Origin of the sequence: Xanthomonas citri pv. citri (assembly GCF_000961215.1) — a bacterium.
GTDB classification, from domain to species: Bacteria; Pseudomonadota; Gammaproteobacteria; order Xanthomonadales; family Xanthomonadaceae; genus Xanthomonas; species Xanthomonas cissicola.
This window is the reverse complement of sequence record NZ_CP008998.1, coordinates 487,718-505,271: the sequence shown is the minus strand read 5'-3', so window position 1 is coordinate 505,271 and position 17,554 is coordinate 487,718. Positions and strand designations below refer to the sequence as shown.

General features: G+C 65.3%; 10 protein-coding genes. 5 read left to right on the top strand and 5 right to left on the bottom strand.

From position 1 onward, the window contains the following. Window positions 1-2 precede the first annotated feature (2 nt). Window positions 3-2,234 (bottom strand): 1,4-alpha-glucan branching enzyme, encoded by a 2,232-nt coding sequence (locus AMD14_RS02700; protein WP_015462797.1) that lies wholly within the window; start codon window positions 2,232-2,234, stop codon window positions 3-5. Next, window positions 2,231-3,814: a glycogen synthase GlgA gene (gene glgA / locus AMD14_RS02695; RefSeq protein WP_015471651.1), complete on the bottom strand. Its 1,584-nt coding sequence runs from the start codon at window positions 3,812-3,814 to the stop codon at window positions 2,231-2,233. The genes AMD14_RS02700 and glgA overlap by 4 nt, the downstream gene beginning before the upstream one ends. Before the next feature lie 488 nt (window positions 3,815-4,302). Between glgA and AMD14_RS02690 the strand changes: the two genes are divergently transcribed. Then, a complete protein-coding gene (locus AMD14_RS02690) occupies window positions 4,303-5,931 on the top strand; it encodes a GGDEF domain-containing protein (protein ID WP_005920058.1) in 1,629 nt (542 codons plus the stop codon). An 80-nt stretch (window positions 5,932-6,011) separates the two neighbouring features. On the opposite strand, the gene AMD14_RS02685 is transcribed toward AMD14_RS02690, so the two are convergent. Further along, a complete protein-coding gene (locus AMD14_RS02685; RefSeq protein WP_011050308.1) occupies window positions 6,012-6,953 on the bottom strand; it encodes a DUF808 domain-containing protein in 942 nt (313 codons plus the stop codon). A 58-nt stretch (window positions 6,954-7,011) separates the two neighbouring features. Between AMD14_RS02685 and AMD14_RS02680 the strand changes: the two genes are divergently transcribed. Next, a complete protein-coding gene (locus tag AMD14_RS02680; protein WP_170913532.1) occupies window positions 7,012-8,913 on the top strand; it encodes an ABC1 kinase family protein in 1,902 nt (633 codons plus the stop codon). Between the two features lie 430 nt (window positions 8,914-9,343). Continuing rightward, the gene (locus AMD14_RS02675; RefSeq protein WP_011050307.1) at window positions 9,344-11,452 is read left to right on the top strand and encodes a phosphoglycerol transferase I; all 2,109 of its coding nucleotides are present in this window, start codon (window positions 9,344-9,346) and stop codon (window positions 11,450-11,452) included. A gap of 96 nt (window positions 11,453-11,548) precedes the next feature. On the opposite strand, the gene AMD14_RS02670 is transcribed toward AMD14_RS02675, so the two are convergent. Continuing rightward, the gene (locus AMD14_RS02670) at window positions 11,549-13,939 is read right to left on the bottom strand and encodes a DUF3772 domain-containing protein (protein WP_223293182.1); all 2,391 of its coding nucleotides are present in this window, start codon (window positions 13,937-13,939) and stop codon (window positions 11,549-11,551) included. Between the two features lie 351 nt (window positions 13,940-14,290). Here AMD14_RS02670 and AMD14_RS02665 point away from each other — a divergent pair, with 351 nt between their 5' ends. Together AMD14_RS02665 and AMD14_RS02660 are read left to right on the top strand one after the other, a co-directional pair. Next, on the top strand, window positions 14,291-14,632 hold the full coding sequence (locus tag AMD14_RS02665) for an HPF/RaiA family ribosome-associated protein (RefSeq protein WP_005912682.1): 342 nt from the start codon (window positions 14,291-14,293) through the stop codon (window positions 14,630-14,632). A gap of 941 nt (window positions 14,633-15,573) precedes the next feature. Then, complete coding sequence (locus AMD14_RS02660) at window positions 15,574-16,593, top strand: hypothetical protein (protein ID WP_015462793.1); 1,020 nt, start codon at window positions 15,574-15,576, stop codon at window positions 16,591-16,593. A gap of 343 nt (window positions 16,594-16,936) precedes the next feature. Here the strand turns inward: AMD14_RS02660 and AMD14_RS02655 are convergent, their stop codons facing one another. Further along, a complete protein-coding gene (locus AMD14_RS02655) occupies window positions 16,937-17,500 on the bottom strand; it encodes a lytic transglycosylase domain-containing protein (RefSeq protein ID WP_040107562.1) in 564 nt (187 codons plus the stop codon). Window positions 17,501-17,554: the final 54 nt, after the last annotated feature.

Genomic DNA, 17,554 nt, shown 5'->3' with positions numbered 1-17,554 from the left:
TGTTATTTCTCCGCTTGCAGATAGATCGTGGCCAGCGGCGGCAGGGTCAGGCGCAGACGTTGCGCATGCCCATGCATGCCCACCGGCTCGGTCGCCAAGCGACCGCTGTTGCCGAGGTTGCTGCCGCCGTAATGGGCACTGTCGGTGTTGAGGATCTCGCGCCAGAGGCCGGCACGCGGCACCCCCACGTGATAGTCGTGGTGCGGTTGCGGGGTGAGGTTGCTCACTGCCAGCAACGGTGCGCCACCGTCAGGATCGTGGCGGACGAACGCCAGCACGCTGTTGCGCGCATCGTCGGCCACGCTCCAGTCGAAGCCTTCAGCGCGATGGGTGCCGCGATACAGCGCCGGCGTGCGGCGCAGTGCGGCGTTGAGATCGCCCACCAGTTGCTGCATGCCACGATGCCGCGCGCCATCCAGCAGATGCCAATCCAGCGACTGGTCGTGATTCCAGTCGGCCCATTGCCCGAATTCGGCGCCCATGAACAGCAGTTTGTCGCCCGGGTGCGCCCACATCAGGGCCAGATAGGCGCGCAGGTTGGCGAAGCGGCGCCAGTCGTCGCCCGGCATCTGCCCGAGCAGGCCACCGGTGCCGTGCACCACTTCATCGTGGGAGAGCGGCAACACGAAGCGTTCGTCGAATGCGTACACCAGCCCGAAGGTGAGCTGGCTATGGTGATGCGCACGTTCGGCCGGATCGCGCTGCATGTAGCCCAGCGTGTCGTGCATCCAGCCCATGTTCCATTTGTGCGTGAAGCCCAGGCCGCCATCGCTGATCGCGGCGGTCACGCCCGGCCAGGCGGTCGATTCTTCGGCGATGGTGAGCACGCCGGGGAACTGCGTGGCGATGTCGCGGTTGAGCTGGCGCAGGAACGCGACCGCCTCCAGATTCTCGCGGCCGCCATGCGCGTTGGGCACCCACTCGCCTTCGGCACGGCCGTAGTCGCGATACAGCATCGAGGCCACCGCATCCACGCGCAGGCCGTCGAGGTGGTAATGCTCGATCCATTCCAGCGCGCTGCCCAGCAGGTAAGCGGTCACTTCCGGCCGGCCGTAGTTGTAGATCAGCGTATTCCAGTCGCGATGCATGCCTTCGCGCGGGTCGGCATGCTCATACAGCGCGGCGCCGTCGAACTGGGCCAGCCCGTGCGCGTCATCGGGAAAGTGCGCACTGACCCAATCCAGGATCACGCCGATACCGGCGCGATGGCAGGCGTCGACGAACTGCGCAAAGCCGTCCGGGCTGCCATGGCGCGCGGTGGGCGCATACAGGCCCAGCGGCTGATAGCCCCAGGAACCGCCAAACGGGTGTTCGGTGATCGGCAGCAATTCGATATGGGTGAAGCCGAGCTGCTGCACATAGGGAATCAACTGCTCGGCCAGGGTTGGCCAGTCCAGCGGCTGGTTGTGTCCGTCGCGACGCCAGGACGCGGCATGCACCTCGTAGATCGACAGCGGCCCCGGCACGGCGGCGGGGTCGCGGTTGGCCATCCAGGCCGCGTCGGTCCAGGCGAATGTGGCGGCGCTGGGCACCACCGATGCGGTTGCCGGCGGCAATTCGGTCTGCCGCGCCACCGGGTCGGCCTTGAGCAGCACCCGCCCATCGGCTGCGGTGACGGCATACTTGTACCGGGCGCCAGCGTCCACGCGCGGGAGGAAGAGTTCCCAGAAGCCACCGATGCGCTGCCGCATCGGATGCCGCCGCACGTCCCATCCGTTGAAGTCGCCGACCACCGCCACGCGCTGGGCATGGGGTGCCCACAGCGCGAAGCGCACGCCCGGCACGTCGCCACAGTGGAGATGCTGCGCGCCCAGCGCACGGCGCAACGCCTGGCCGTCGCCTGCAGCGATCTGCAGCAACAGCGATTCGTCCAGCGTGGCCGCAAACGCGTACGGGTCTTCGACCTCCTGCACCCGGTCTGGCCACACGATACGCAGCCGGTACGGCCCATCGACCGCCAGAGTGCCTTCGAAGACGCCATCGATGGCGCTGGCCTGCATGCGCGCGAGCAGCTTGCCGCGGGGGTCGATCAAGCCCATCGCCTCGGCACCCGGGGCCAACACGCGCACCTGACGGCGGCCATCGGCCAGCAGCTTCGGTCCAAGCACCGCAAAGGCATCGGCCGGCAAGCCGTCGGCCAGGGCTTGCAGGGTCTGCGACATTTCCGAGATCCCTTCCGTGGTCACGCCGTCCGCTTCCGTGCGCTGCTCCTGCCCGCCCTGCCGTTCGCTCATGGCACCGTCGCGAGCGCGGGCGCGGTGGCAGCGGTGTGTTCGTAGAGCGAGAGGTATTTCTTGCCTGCCACGTCCCAACCGCTGGGACGCAGCATGGCTGCGCGCCGCATCGCAGACAACAGGCTGGGCAGGCGGAAGGTGCGGAAGGCGCGCTCCAGGCAGCGGCGCAGGGCTTCGACGCTGGCGTGCTGGAACAGGAAGCCGGTCACGCCGTCGTCCACGGTATCGATCAGCCCGCCGGTCGCGTGGGCGATCGGCAGGCAGCCGAAGCGCTGCGCATACATCTGGCTCAGGCCGCAGGGCTCGAAGCGCGAGGGCATCAGCAGGAAGTCGGCACCGGCGAACATCCGCCGGGCCAGGCCTTCCTCGAAGCCGATGAAGGCGCCCACCTGGCCGGGATAGCGCCTGGTCAGCTCGGCCACCTGCTGTTCGATCTCCGGCTCGCCGCCGCCGATCACCGCGATCTGGCCGCCAGCGGCCACGATTTGCGGGGCCACCTCGCAGATCAGGTCCAGGCCCTTCTGATGCACCAACCGCGAGACCACCGCAAACAGTGGGCCAGCGCTCTCGCGCAGCCCGAATGCCTTGCGTACCTGCGCTGCGTTGGCCTGGCGGCCCTGCCATTGGTTCACGCTGAAGTGCGAATCCAGGTATTGGTCGGTGCGCGGGTCCCAGCTGGCGTCGATGCCGTTGACGATGCCGGTGAGCGCGCCCTTGGCGGCGCGCCCGGCCAACAGCCGGTCCAGGCCGCAGCCCTGTGCCGGGCCGGTGATCTGCTTGGCGTAGCTGACGCTGACCGTGTTGACGTGGTCGGCGTTGACGATGCCACCGCGCAGGAACGACATCTGCCCGTAGAACTCCAACTCGGCCACCCGCTCGGCGGGGATGCCCAGCGCGGCGGCCATCGAATACGGCACCAGGCCCTGGTAGGCCAGGTTATGGATGGTCAGCAGGCACGGCGTGGTGCCGCCGGACCAGCGCACATAGCCGGCCGCCAGCGCGCACGGCCAGTCGTTCAGATGCAGCAGGCGCGGCTTCCAGCCCAGGCCGGCATGGCCGGCCGCGATCTGCGCGGCGGCATGCGACAAGGTGGCAAAGCGAATCGCGTTGTCTTCGAACTCCGAACCGCTGGTGCTCACATAGGGCGAGCCGTCGCGCTCGAACAGTTCCTTGGACAACAGGATGTAGATCGGCAGCCCGTCCGATTGCACGATGCGGCCGATGTCGCAGGCCGGCAGCGCGGCATGCGCCAACACGCGACCAACGATCTCCACCTTGCCTGCGCGCTCGAGCACGGCACGGTAGCCGGGAATCAGCACGCGGACGTCGTAGCGGTGGCGCAGCGCGCGCGGCAGCGCGGCCGCCACGTCGCCCAACCCGCCAGCCTTGATGAAGTCCGCCATTTCCGACACCACGAACAAGGCGCCGCGCGTGTCTGCCAACGAGACCGGCAAGCGCTCGTGGTGGCGGATGAAGCGGCCACGCGCATCACGCGGCCGCCCGCTCTTCTTCAGAGTCGGGAGCAGCGTACTGCGCTCTAAGCGTGCGGTAGTAGCGTGAAGCGGCATCATGGCAACCATCTAAACGTCCGTCGTAATGTGGGTGGAGACGGAAAAAACGGCGAAGCGAAAACCGCCGTCTGCCGATTCAGCCAGACGACTTGCTACGAGTGAGGAGCGTGGGCTACGCGCGTACTCCACGTCGCCCTTGCAGAGGAATCTACACCCCGACCAAATAAAATATGCGTGAACACGTGCTGACTTTTCTGCGACAGCCCACATTCCTTTACGCACAGTTGCGCATGCCGCAAGGCATAAGTGCCACATTGCAGTGCGATGACATCCCCGTATCGGTGCGTGGGCCGTGACATGCACCGAATACGGGAGCGTTCGGCTGCGCTCGCCCTCATCTGGCTAACCGGTTCATCGACGTCTCGCTTCGTTTATCGCGACCGTGCTTCGCCACTGGCCTGCAGGTCGTCGGTGCGCGCTATGGCCCGGCTTGCTCAAGCGCCCCTGCTGCGCGCCGATATCGAGCGTTAGCACAAGACCTCTCGAGACCCTGGCGCATGGCAGACCAGCCCGAACACCCAAGCCGCCCCCGTGGCGGGCTGCGCCGCCTGTTGCCCTGGGGCGGCACGGACACTGCGCGCCCTGCCGCTGCCCTGCCGACGGTGATCAATGGCGAGCGCGGCGGTCACGGCCTGGCCGCGCACCAGCTGGTGCCGGCCAAGGCCAAGTCCGGCGCACACGACCCGGCTGCCGCCACTGCATTGCTGATACGGCTGTTCTCGCATGCCGCGCATCCCGAAGCGCTGCTGCTCGCGTTCGCCGAAGGCATCGCCAGCCTGCATGGCGAGCTCGGCGACATGGGCGTGCGCCTGAGCGCGGCGTATGCGGCCGGCGATTGGCCCGGCTATGGCCGTGCGTTGCGACAACTCATCGACAAATACATCCGCACCATCGACATCGGCGATTCGCTGGCCGAAGGCCGCACGGAGGCCGAGCAACTGCGCGACCTGCTGCGCCACGCGCTGGGCAATGCCCTGGCCACGCTGCTGCAACGCAGCCCCGAGCTGGCCGAAGAGGCGCAAACGCTGGCATCGGCACTGCGCCACTGGCGCCCGGGACACGAGCTGATCACGCTGGAACAACGCCTGCGCGAACTCAGCCACCAGATCGGCCTGCGCGCCGAAGATGCCAGCGAACAACAGAACCTGTTATTGGGCTTGTTCGACCTATTGCTGGAGAACGTCGGCGAACTCCTCGACGATCGCAGCTGGTTGCAGGGACAGATCACGGTGGTGCGGCAACTGATTTCCGGCCCGCTGGACGTCAGTTCCATCGAACAGGCACGCGGCACCTTGCGCGAGGTGACCTACAAGCAGGGTCTGCTCAAGCAGGGGATCGCCGAGTCCAAGACCGCCATGCGCGAAATGATGGTGTCCTTCGTCGACCGGCTGGACGGCATGGCCACGAGCACTGGCGAATACCACGACCGCGTTGCCGGGTATTCGCAGGCGATCGGCGAGGCGCGCGGCATTCCCGATCTCAACCGGCTGCTGCAGGATCTGCTGCAGGACACCGCCGGCGTGCAGGCGCAGGCCCTGGCGGCGCGCGACGAACTGCTCGCGGCACGCCGGCAGGTGGAAGATTCCGAACAGCGCATCGCCTCGCTCGAACAGGAGCTCAAGGACGTCGCCGGCCTGGTGCGCGAAGACCAACTCACCGGTGCGCTCAACCGGCGCGGCTTCGAAGAACTGTTCCAGCGTGAGGCTGTGCGCACCCAGCGTAGTGGCCAGCCCTTGTGCGTGGCGATGCTGGACCTGGACGACTTCCGCCGCCTCAATGAGACCCACGGCCATGCCGGCGGCGACGCCGCGCTGCGCCATACCGTGGAGGTGGCCAAGGCCGTGCTGCGCACCACCGACGCCATCGCCCGCTTCGGCGGCGAGGAATTCGTCCTGCTGTTGCCGGACTCGACCATTTTCGAGGCCAGTGCGGCAGTGATCCGTCTGCAACGCGCACTGTCGCAGCGCTCGCTGCTGCATGACGACGTGCGCGTGTTCATCAGCTTCAGCGCCGGCGTGGCGCTACGCGGGACCGACGAGACCCAGGACGAGGTCATCCGCCGCGCAGACCGCGCCATGTACGACGCCAAGGCCGCCGGCAAGAACCGGGTGATCAACGCCGATTAGACCGGCGGCGAACCCCGGTGCGCCCGAGCAATCGCCGCGCGGTGTTTACCGTGCTGGCTTGTCTGGCGGCTCGCCGCGCATCAATGCGCGGGCTTGCTCCCGCGCAGCTTCTGAAACAGCATCACCGCGCCCAGCACGAGCGCACCGGCGACCACGCCGACCAGCATGTTGCCCAGCGCTTCGACCAGCCAGCCCATGCTGCCGGACGACTCGGCCAGGTCCACCACCAGGTGATGCAGCACCGGGATGTTGTGCACCAGGATGCCACCGCCGACCAGGAACATCGCCAGCGTGCCGGCCACCGACAGGAACTTCATCAACCACGGCGCCGCCACCAGGATGCCGCGACCCAGGGCCGCCAGCGCGGCACCCTTCCTGGTCAGGTACAGGCCCAGGTCGTCCAGCTTCACGATCGCGGCGACCACGCCGTAGACGCCGATGGTCATCGCCAGCGCAATGGCCACCAGCACCGCCACCTGCTGCCCGAAGGACACCTCCGAGACCACGCCCAGCGAGAGCACGATGATCTCCGCCGAGAGGATGAAATCGGTGCGGATCGCGCCCTTCACCTTGTCCTTTTCCAGCGCCACCACGTCCACGTTCTGGTCGGCCAGCGCGCGGGTGCGTTCGGCATGCCGCTGCGCTTCCTGCTCATCGTTGTGCAGAAACTTGTGCGCCAGCTTTTCCACGCCCTCGAAGCACAGGTAGGCGCCACCGATCATCATAAGCGGCATGACCAACGGGACGTTGTAGCCGCGCCCGCGCAGCCACGCTTCCAGCGCGCTGATCGCCAACGCCGCCGGCACCAGGATCATCTTGTTGACCAGCGAGCCCTTGGCCACGGCCCACACCACCGGCAGTTCGCGGTCGGCGGTGACGCCGGTGACCTGCTGCGCATTGAGCGCCAGATCGTCGCCCAACACGCCTGCGGTCTTCTTGGCCGCAACCTTGGTCAGGATGGAAACGTCGTCCAGCAGCGTGGCGATGTCGTCGAGCAGGGTGAACAGGCTGGCACCGGCCATGCGGAGGTCCTTCTAGGGTGGTCGCAAATTCTCGCCGATCCCGCACCTGCGTGGGGTGATGAGCGGCCATTGCGCGGTCGTTGCATGCTGTTGGCGGGGCGATGCAGGCACCGCCGCGCCTGCGCTTGCGGCCGTTCGTACTCGCCTTGGGCAGGTTTGCCTGCGGTGTGCGGGGGCGCGCGGATTCACTACGCGACGACCCGTCGCTGGCCACACTCGCCGCCTGCACGACGCCCCGGAGATGGCCTTGAGTCAGAACGACCCGCACCGCGCCCCGGCCGCAAGCCCGGCAGATCATGCCGTGGTTGGCGGCATGAGCCGGCGCACGCAGATCCTGCGCTTGTTGTTGCGCTATCGCGGCTCGGGCGTGTTCGCTGGCATGAACCTGGACCCGGCGGCCATCAACGAATACGAGGTGCCCGCAGAAGGCACCCCGGACCAGTTCGTCTCAGACCTGGAATCGCTCGGGCCCACCTTCGTCAAATTGGGGCAGATGCTGTCGACCCGGCCGGACATCGTGCCGCCGGAATTTGCCACCGCGCTGGAGCGCATGCAGGAGAACACCAGCTCGGTGCCGGTGGAGCGCATCCGCCAGATCATCGAAGAAGAGCTCGGGGTCTCGGTCAACAAGGCGTTCTCGTTCTTCGACCCGGTCCCGTTGGGCTGCGCCTCGCTGGCGCAGGTGCACCGCGCTGCGCTACGCGACGGCACGCCAGTGGCGATCAAGGTGCAGAAACCCGAAGTGGCCGCGCAGGTGCGTTCGGATCTGGACGTGCTCAAGAGCTTCGCCACCGCCGCCGACCGCCTGACCGGCATCGGCCGGCGTGTGCGCTTTGCCGACTGGCTGGGCGAATTCGGCAAGACCCTGCGCGCCGAGCTCAACTACGAAGACGAAGCCGAAACCCTGGCGCGCTTCGGCAAGCACCTCAAGCCGTTCCCCTTGCTGTGGGTGCCGCAGCCGGTGTGGGACCTGAGCAGCCGCAAGGTGCTGACGATGCAGCTGGCCGAAGGCGTGCGCGTGGACAAGATCTCCGGCCTGCGTCGCACCGAACAGCCCATGGACGAGCTGGCCGCGGAACTGGTCAAGGGGTATCTGGACCAGATGTTCGTGCATGGCGAAATCCATGCCGACCCGCATCCGGGCAATTTGCGCGTGCTGCAGGACGGGCGCCTGGCCATCTTCGACCTGGGCATGGTGGCGCATGTGCCGCCGCGCCTGCGCGAGCGCCTGCTCAAGTTGCTGTTTGCCGCGGTCGATGGGCGCGGCGAGGAAGTGGCCGAAGAGACCATTGCGCTGAGCACGCGGCTGGAGGATTACGACGAAGAGCGCTACCAGCGCGAAACCGGGCAGATGATCGCGCGCTACGCAGCGCACGATGCCACCTCCGAAGGCCGGGTGGTGCTGGATCTGGTGCGCATCGCCACCTCGACCGGCCTGCGGACGCCGCCGGAGTTGAGCCTGCTCGGCAAGACCTTGCTGAACCTGGAGGGCGTGTGCCGCGCGTTGTCGCCCACGCTGGATACGCGCCGCATCGTCGAGCGCCATCTGCAGCACGTGATGCGCGCGCGCCTGAAGAAGTCCCTGTCCGCCGCCAACCTGGCCAGCGAGGCGATGGAACTGCAGCATCTGGTGCGCGAAGGACCGCGCCGCATGTCCGAGATCCTGTCGCTGGCTGCGGAAAACCGCCTGCAGATGCGCGTCACCGGGCTGGAAGAATCGCACCTGATGGAAAGCCTGCAGAAGATCGCCAACCGCGTTGCGGCGGGCATCGTCACGGCCGCGCTGATCATGGCGTCGGCGCAGATGATGCGCATCGAAACCGGCTTGAAGCTGTGGGGCTATCCGGCCATTGCGATGGTGCTGTTCCTGCTCGGGGTGGTACTGGGCCTGGGCATCGTGGTCAGTGCGCTGCTGTTCGACCGCCGCGTGCGTGCGCGCGAAGAGCGCGGGCACCGCTAGTCGTCAGGACCAGCTGCAGCATGTGGGCGCCTTGGTGCCCCGTAGTCAGGTGTTTGTGATCATCGCGCGCGTTGCATCGTGCTCGGTGTAACTGATTGCAAGCGTCCTGCGCGCACCATCGCTTGCGCACATCTTCTCGCTAAGGGTGGCAACGCCGCAGCGAGCACAACCACTATCACGCATGGGCGCAATGCATCTTGGCGCCACCTGCGTTTCAGCAGCGCCGCGCGGCTTGGTACGTGGCTATGCGTAACCGCTGTCCGGCGATGCGGGGCCAGAGGTCACGCCGGGTCTTGGCCACAACAAACATTTCAGTCAGCTTGGGCGCGGCATAGTCCGTCATCCGGGTGTCACATGGCAGGTGGCGCACAGGACATGGCGAGCAAGGCGTCCGGTACGCGCTCGCATCATTCCCCCACGGACGCTGCGCATGCATTGGATGTTGTTGGTTTCGTTGTTGCTCTTGCTGTGGCTATTGGTCGCCTCTCCGCGTCTGGCATGGCTCAAGGCTGGCCTGTTGTCGCTCTTTCTGCTGCTGCTCAGCGCCTGGGGATTGGTCGACCGGCTCAGCGGCGACGGCATCAATGCAGCCACGCTGTATCACCTGCGCGCCGACATGGACGGCGCCGGCGTGAGCGATTTTTCCGGCTATATCGCGGTTTTCGTCGGCATGCTGTTGCTCTCGCTGAGCCCGCTGTTGCTGGTGCGGATACGACGCTTCCAGCGTCCGCGTGGTGGCGGCGCCGTGTTCGCAGGCTTCGTGGGCATGTTGCTGGTCGGCATCGCCGCAAGCCCGCTGTATCGCGATGGCAAACGCCTGTACTACCAGCTGCGCCCGGTCGATTACGCCACCGTGGTGCCGGAATACCAAGTGCCGCAGCAACCGCTGCACAAGCGCAAGAACATCGTCTGGATCTACGGCGAAAGCCTGGAGCGCACCTACTTCGACGAACAGGTGTTTCCAGGCCTGATGCCCAATTTGCGCGCGGTTGCGACCGAAGCGGTGGACGTGCGCAATCTCGCCTCCACCGAAGGCAGCGGCTGGACCATCGCCGGCATGGTCGCCTCGATGTGCGGCGTGCCGCTCACCACCGCGCCGGGCGATGAAAACAGCATGGATCGCATGGGCATGTTCTTGCCCGAAGCCCGCTGCCTGGGCGATTACCTCAAGGACCAGGGCTACCGCAATCATTACGTGGGCGGTGCCGATGCCAGCTTCGCCGGCAAGGGCCGTTTCCTGTCCAGCCATGGCTTCGACGTGGTGCATGACGTGCACTATTTCCAAGACCAAGGTGTCGCGCCGAAGCATTTTTCCGCATGGGGGGTGCACGACGATGTCCTGCTGGACGATGCCTGGGATACCTTCCAGACGCTGTCGCGTGCCGGCCAACCCTTCCTGTTGACCACGCTGACCATGGACACCCACCATCCGGCCGGCCACCTGCCATCGGCGTGCAAAGGCCAGCAGTACGACAGCCCACTGGGCGATATCGGTCTGCTGCATGCAATCAAATGCAGCGACCGTTTGATCGGCGAACTGGTCGCGCGCATCCGCAACAGCCGGTATGGCAAAAACACCATCATCGTCATCGCCTCCGATCATCTGGCCATGCCCAACGACCTGAGCGACGTATTGGCCAAGCAGAAGCGCGAGAACCTGCTGCTGTTCCTGGGCGAGGACATTGCGCCACAACAGGTCGTCACGCGCGCGGGCAGCACGCTCGATTCGGGCGCAACGCTGCTGCAGTTGCTGGAACCTGGCATGCGCACGCTGGGCTTTGGCCGCTCGTTTCTGGCCAGCGATGCCCCACCCAGTGCCAGCGCGGCCGCCAGCCGCGACAGCGGCAAGGACTATCCGCGCTATCTGGCCTACGCGCGCACGCTGTGGACCGGGCGTAGTACGCGCATGCTGCGCATCAATGGCAATGGCGATGTGGTGGTCGGCGTGCAACAGGTGCGCCCACCGGTGCTGCTGGAATACGACAAGGACACCAACCTGAAAACGGTGTACCTGGAAAACACCTCGCGTCAGTTCGACCGCACGCATTCCAAGGGCACGCTGGCCTATGTGGATCGCTGCACGGCGTTCGAAGACGGCTCGGCCGATGGCGACTGGTGCGCACTGGTGGTGGACCGCCACCAGAGCATGAAGCTGTATCGCGACCCGGACCTCGCCCGCGGCATCGCCATCGACGCGCCGCTGGAGGCCACCCAGCAAGGCCCGCGTCCACGCGTGCGCCAGCCCATCATGCTCACCCAGGCAGCGCGCAAGACCGATGCCGGCCGCTACATGCTCGAGCTCTACGCCAAGCGCCGGCCCACGCGCGCGTTCTGGGTGGAAGCGGTGTCCTCCGAACGTAAGGTCGTGCTGGCACAGCAATGGGTCGTGCCCGACGCCGCCGGGCGCATCCGCATGCCGGTGGGCCTGGAACATGCGGTGGAAGACCTGGAGATCCGCGCCTGGCTGGACTACACCGAAGACGTCAGCGTGGACGACCTGGCCTTGGTCAAGGACATCCCGGTGGCGGATCGCTCCTGATGCGCCCAGGTGCATCCAGCGATAGTCAGGCATGGTTGCGCAATCAGCGCAAGCCGATCGACTCCCCGTTGCGCAGCCCTGGCAGATCTCGCCAGCTCAGTCATCGGACGCAGGCGCACCATCTCCCGCCTCGCGCGCCACGGCTGCACCTGCACGACTGAAGCGGATCTCCTGCGGCGACTGCAACGCAATGCCCACCGTCGCCATGCGCTGCAGCAGCGCGAAGAACAACTGGCTGCGCACGCCATAGGAATCGCGCGGGCTGCTCACGTAGGCGAACGAATTGAAATTGACGTGCCCGCCGGCCAGCGAATCGATGAACACCGATGGCGCCGGTTCGGCCAGCACCTTCTCGTGCTCGGCAAACAAGGCCAGCAACATGTCGCGCACCTTGGCCACGTCGGTTTCCAGCGGCACCGAGAACTGCAACTGCACACGGCCCATCGGATTGGACAGCGTCATGTTGCGCACACTCTTGGTGATCAACTCCGAATTGGGCACGATAAACGTGGAGCGGTCGCCCACCTGGATTTCGGTCGCACGCACGCTGATCCTGCGCACGTCGCCTTCCTGATCGCCGATACGCACCCAATCGCCGATCTTCACCGGCCGTTCGGCCAGCAAGATCAATCCCGACACGAAGTTCTGCGTAATCGCCTGCAGACCGAAACCGATACCCACCGACAGTGCGCTCAATACCAGCGCCAATCGCTTCAAATCCAGACCCAGCGCCGTGAGCCCCCACACTGCCACGATCAGCCAACCCAGATAGCGCGCCACCGTGCTGATCGAATTCCGCGCTCCCGCATCCAGTTCGGTCTTGGGCAGATAGGTGTTGAGCAGCCACTTCTGCACGATGTGGACCAGGCCCATGCCGAGCAGGAACACGCACAGCGCCCTGGCCACGTCGCCGGGCGTGATGACAAGTTCCTTGCCAATTGCAATACCGTGCGAAACGTTTTCCAACCAGCCGGTCACTGCGGCGAGGTTGGCGCCGTACGGCGTCACCAGCGCGGCAATACCCAGCAGCACCAGCAGCACGCGTACTGCCGCAGAGATCAATAACCCCACCTGCACCAACCGCCCGCTGCCGACATTCAGTGCATGCGACAGCGCACGGCTGAAACGGCTCTCCGGCTTGAACACCCAGGTCGTCAGGTCGTCGGCAAACATCACCAGTAGCGCGAGCACGCTGCACACCAGGGTGATCCAGATGATCTGCTGCTCGACGAACAGGGCCAGATTGATGTAGCCGAACAAGGCCGCCACCAACGCGAAGACCACCGCCAGATGACCCAGCAGACGGATCAACACGATGTAACCGCCGCCACGCGACACCACCGGCGGTGGTGCGCTGCTGTCCGCATCGGCCGCACCCACGTTTGCGGCATGAGCGCGCAACGACAGGGTCAGGCCAGCCAGTGCCGACAGGATCAATCCCGCATACAACAGCGCCGCAACCGCATCGGTAGCGATCGTCAATGCGCCGCTGCTGCGCGCCACGTCGTTGATTCTGATCGCCATACCGCTAAACCAGCTCACCGCCGCCGTGGCAAGACAATGCACGCGCAAGCGATCGACAGTTGCATCGTCCAACGGGAACAGACGCCAGGTGGGCTGGTGCTTCATCAACAGGCTGGCGCTGAGCGAACCGACGAAGGCCGACACGCAACTGATCACTACAAATGCACTCAGCAGCTGCTCCAGATCCGTCGGCAGCTCACTCAGTGCGCGGACGCTCTCGGCCAATGCCCATGCCGCCATGCCCAGCGTCAGGGTTCCGACCAACAAGAACCACAGTGCAAGGCCGGAGCGCCGCAAGCGGCCACCGGGCGCACGCGAGGCCGCATACCGCCGCCCCAGATGACGCAGGAAGATGCGCAACGGAAATGCCAGCATCAATGCCGCCAGCGTCCCGATCACCAGACCGGCGATACCGTTGGTCGCTGTGCCGGTGCGCATCGCCTGTACGGCCTCGTCGGACAGCGCCTGCAGGCGCGTGCGGTCGTCGGGCCATTCCTGCGCGATCTCATTCCACAACGCGGGCGACAGCGGCGAGGCAGCGCGCGCGGAGAGCTTCTCGCTGAAGCGCTGGGCGCGCTCGCCTTCGAGCCGGTCGGCGAGATCCTTGGCATCCAGTGCCAGCAGGTTCGCCCGCTTGAGCTCGGCATCCAGTCCGTTGCGCTCGCGCGTGAGCGCGCGGCGTTGGTCGCGTAGATCTGGTGGGTCGGTCTTCTGCTCCTCGCCAAGCCCGGCCAGCCGGACAGACAGCTCCTTCAACGGAGGCTCCAGCGAGCGCGCCAGATCCTGGGCCTGGCGCTGCGCGCCGGTGACATCGTCAGCCAGCTTGCGCAACTGGTCGGTGTCGGATTTTTCCAGCCCCGCTTCGGCTTGGGTCAGCACCTTTTGCATGCTGTCCAGTTGGGTCTGCGCGGTCTCCAGCACCGTGTCCTCGTCCTGGGCCACAGCCGTGCCAATACAAACCATCCACAGCGCGGCCAGCAACAATAGACGCCGCAACAAGCCCTGGCGGGCACCACAGGTAAATCGGAATTCGGACACAGGCAGGCATCGAACAGGCGCGGGCAACCGCGGGTGCCGGCATCTTAAGGCACCGCCCTTGATCGAGCCGATCGCCCGGCGCCGATGATTCAGCCGCGGCAGTCTGCGTCCGCGAACCGATCGGACGATCTCGCTGCACCGCGGCGATGGCGGCGGAGGACCCTGCTAGCGCATGAATGGGCATGCCGCGTTGTCACTTTGCGACAACACGCCGCTGACGCAGAATCAAGCCACCGCTGCGGCAGACGCAGCGGATGACCGCGAAGGAGATCCTCTATGCAGATTCAGATCCAGACCGACAAGCACGTGCCGCACGATCCGTCTGTTGTGGCGCATGTCGAAAAGACCTGCACCGCCCAGCTGGCGCATTTCGCCAGCGACATCACCCGGGTGGACGTGCATTTGCGTGATGAGAACGGCCAGCGCGGCGGCGCGGCGGATCGAACCTGCAGCATCGAAGCGCACGTCGCCGGCCTGCCGCCAATCGCAGCCACCAACAGCGCCGAAACGACGGCCTCTGCCGTGACCGGAGCAGCGCGCAAGCTGCGCACTGCCATCGAACATGCACGCGGCAAGCAGCACTCCAAGGCCACCGCACCGCCGCCGGACATGCTTTGATCTGATGTGGAAGTTGGCACATCGCCCCGGCTGCTGCCAACCTTTGCACCGATGGCATCGCGGTACGTCATCCGCAATGCGCGGAGCGCCACTCCAAACGCTGCGCCCCCTAAACGGCATCGGTTCGTCGCACTCACCCTGCGGCGGGCCGAATGCTCTGAATAAGGGGGCCTGCGGAACGCTTCCAATCCTAAGCACCAGGCCCGTTTATAAAGCATATCGATCTACGATCTGGCACTTATGCAGCGGCGGCCCAGACTTCCGGGCCACTTACCGGCGACTCGGATAACCCGCGTAGCGATAAGCTGGGCCCACCCGGCAGGGTGCAATGTAAGCCTAGACGCCTTACCCCATTGCGCAGGCAACGCTGAAGATACGCGTCTGGTTTGCTGCCAACAGCAGCACTGCATTATGTGGTGGGCCGGCTGCAGACGAATCGGACTCGCCTTGAACCGTTCGGGCTTCGGTATCCCTTGGAAGTCTGAAAACTTGGCGGGATTGCAGCTTGCTGGCTTAGCGATCTCATGCAGCCACCTGCTTTGCAGGTCCGCACCACGCGCCCCGGACGATCGCTCAAACAAGCGAACCCCGCCACACCGCCATCGATCCGCACCAGAGCGCCGGCGTCGGCCCCACTGATGCATCGCGCGACGCTGCCAGGACGCGCACGCCTGTCTTCGGCCGTGCGAAGACGGCCGCGGCACCAAACATATTTGGCCCGCACACGCGAATTGGTTGTTCGGATGTGGAATGATCGTTTCGCAAGGCGCGCATCCAGATTCCCTGGATTTATGCGAACTTCAAGCTCGCCGACGACGATGATACAAACCACAAGGCGGCGCTGGATAGCAGGTACGCCTGGCGCCTCGATTGCGAGCGAAGAAGTCACCCCGTCATTGCAAGGGCAGCTGAGCACAGCATATGCACCATGCCGAGTCGGCGTGCCGCACATCACGCATGATCGCCCGATCGACGCGTCTGGCTGCGAAGCGATCTTACGCTGCAATCGGGACGCTCGCCAGTTCCCACCCGAAGCGGTCGTCGCCATGCAGGCGGTGTCGGGTACGCTGCATCTGGCGCTGCATACGCTGCGGCGCAACCGCGAGAACCGCAACCCCGACGCCGCCGCCCGAGGCTTTCACAACCTTAATCTTGAGCAGTGGGAAGCGCTGTCCGAAGACGAACGTCACCACAAGAGGAGCGAGCAGCAGCATTACTCGGATCTGGTCACCCGGCTCGCGCTGGCCGGCATCTTGAGCAATATCGCCATAGGCGCTGCAGGCAAGGCCTCCGGCCGACCGGAGCTGGCGGCCAGGCTGCTGGCCGGTGAGCTCAAGATCGCCCCCTATGCAGCGGCCCGCGATGCCATCCAGGCGACGTTCCGCATGGTGGGAATGCGGGCACCTACCAACGGTGGCGTCAGCGATCACCACGTCACCAGTGCAGGCAGGTTTTACGGCATGGCCAACGTCCTGACCAACCTGGCATCCAATGAGCTGGAGTTACCAGACTTTGCATCGGCCAGGCAGCGCTGGGCGGGATTGATGTCGCCCTTCAACATGGGAGAGGCGACCAACGTCGTCTTTCGGCAAGCGGCAGTGAACGCGGCCTTGAATGTCGGCCTGGAGACAGCCGACTGGCTCAATGTCACCCAGCACGAGGCCGACGAAGCCGGTACGCAGCAGATCTGGGAACCAACCTTGAAGGCCAGGCGCGAGGACTATGAGCGGGTCATGGATCATTCTGTCGCGCGCACCGCCGCCATCAATTCCAACATCGCATTTGGTACAGCCGTCAACATGATTGGCACCTGGCTCGGTTTGTCGCCAGCACGCAGCGCATTGCTCTCCAATGCGTTGTCCGGCATGGCCGCCGGCATGCAGTACAAGATCATTGCCGGCACCTGGCAGGCTGCAGCGGCAGTCCGCGAGGCCGAAGCAGCTCGCACGCAAGCTGAGTAAGCGTGACCGCGCGCCGCGGTGGCCATCGAGCAGCCGTCGGTCAGGCCAGCATCCGACCGCCGCACACGCACTGCCGGATTACCGGCAGTGCGCGTGCGGCAGCCATGTGATGGCTCCACGCGCAGCCTCCAGCACACACTGAGATCCATTAGGTGGCGACGGACGGCGGAGATTGACCTCACTTCAATCACCGCATGCGCGACGACAAGGTAAACGCGCTATTTCCGCAGATATTTTCGTATCAGCGTGTCGCCGCCTTGCACGATCCTGCGCCACCTCATGCCCGGGCCTCTCCACACACCTGGGCTGCACCTATCTACGCACGCCTGCAGTGGCCTTCGCGCTATTCGGCAATCACACCGCGCCTGAGCAGAATCGAGTGAATGGCATGCGCATACTTGTCGCGTTCCCCCGGCGTTTCGGAATGGTAGGCCCCTACTGCAGCCCAGGTATTTCCGTATTTGTTGGTCATCTCGCGCAACCGCCACGCTGCCACATACACACTGATGCACGGATGCATCAATGCGTCCCTGGAGATTCCGTAGCTGGATAACCGCCGCAGATGGATGGAGTTGATCTGCATCTTCCCGTAATCAACCGTGCCGTTGTTGTTGCGATGGACTGCGTCGGCACGACCGCGCGATTCCTGCCAGGCAATGGCACGCAGCACCCAAGGGTTGACGTGCTGATATCCGGCGGCCTCCTCGAAGCAATCCGCGCGCGCGAAAGGCGCCGCGCATGCCAGTGCTGCTGCAAACAAAATACGCTGCGGACCAGCTCCTGCCCGACGACCACATCCTGACCTTTTCGCGCGCACGCGTCGTTTTGGCGAAGGCCCGGACGAGAACCCCAACTGCAAATTGGAGTGCTGATCGACATGCTGGTACGCGATCGTTGAATCGCTCATTTGCCGTTACCTCGATCTCGATTGAATACAGGTCTCCAGGTGAGTAGAGCGCCG

Bases quoted from the DNA above. Each gene is read 5' to 3' on its own strand.
- AMD14_RS02700 (WP_015462797.1), bottom strand. From the start codon at position 2,234: ATGAGCGAACGGCAGGGCGGGCAGGAGCAGCGCACGGAAGCGGACGGC.
- glgA (WP_015471651.1), bottom strand. From the start codon at position 3,814: ATGGTTGCCATGATGCCGCTTCACGCTACTACCGCACGCTTAGAGCGC.
- AMD14_RS02690 (WP_005920058.1), top strand. From the start codon at position 4,303: ATGGCAGACCAGCCCGAACACCCAAGCCGCCCCCGTGGCGGGCTGCGC.
- AMD14_RS02685 (WP_011050308.1), bottom strand. From the start codon at position 6,953: ATGGCCGGTGCCAGCCTGTTCACCCTGCTCGACGACATCGCCACGCTG.
- AMD14_RS02680 (WP_170913532.1), top strand. From the start codon at position 7,012: ATGAGCGGCCATTGCGCGGTCGTTGCATGCTGTTGGCGGGGCGATGCA.
- AMD14_RS02675 (WP_011050307.1), top strand. From the start codon at position 9,344: ATGCATTGGATGTTGTTGGTTTCGTTGTTGCTCTTGCTGTGGCTATTG.
- AMD14_RS02670 (WP_223293182.1), bottom strand. From the start codon at position 13,939: ATGGTTTGTATTGGCACGGCTGTGGCCCAGGACGAGGACACGGTGCTG.
- AMD14_RS02665 (WP_005912682.1), top strand. From the start codon at position 14,291: ATGCAGATTCAGATCCAGACCGACAAGCACGTGCCGCACGATCCGTCT.
- AMD14_RS02655 (WP_040107562.1), bottom strand. From the start codon at position 17,500: ATGAGCGATTCAACGATCGCGTACCAGCATGTCGATCAGCACTCCAAT.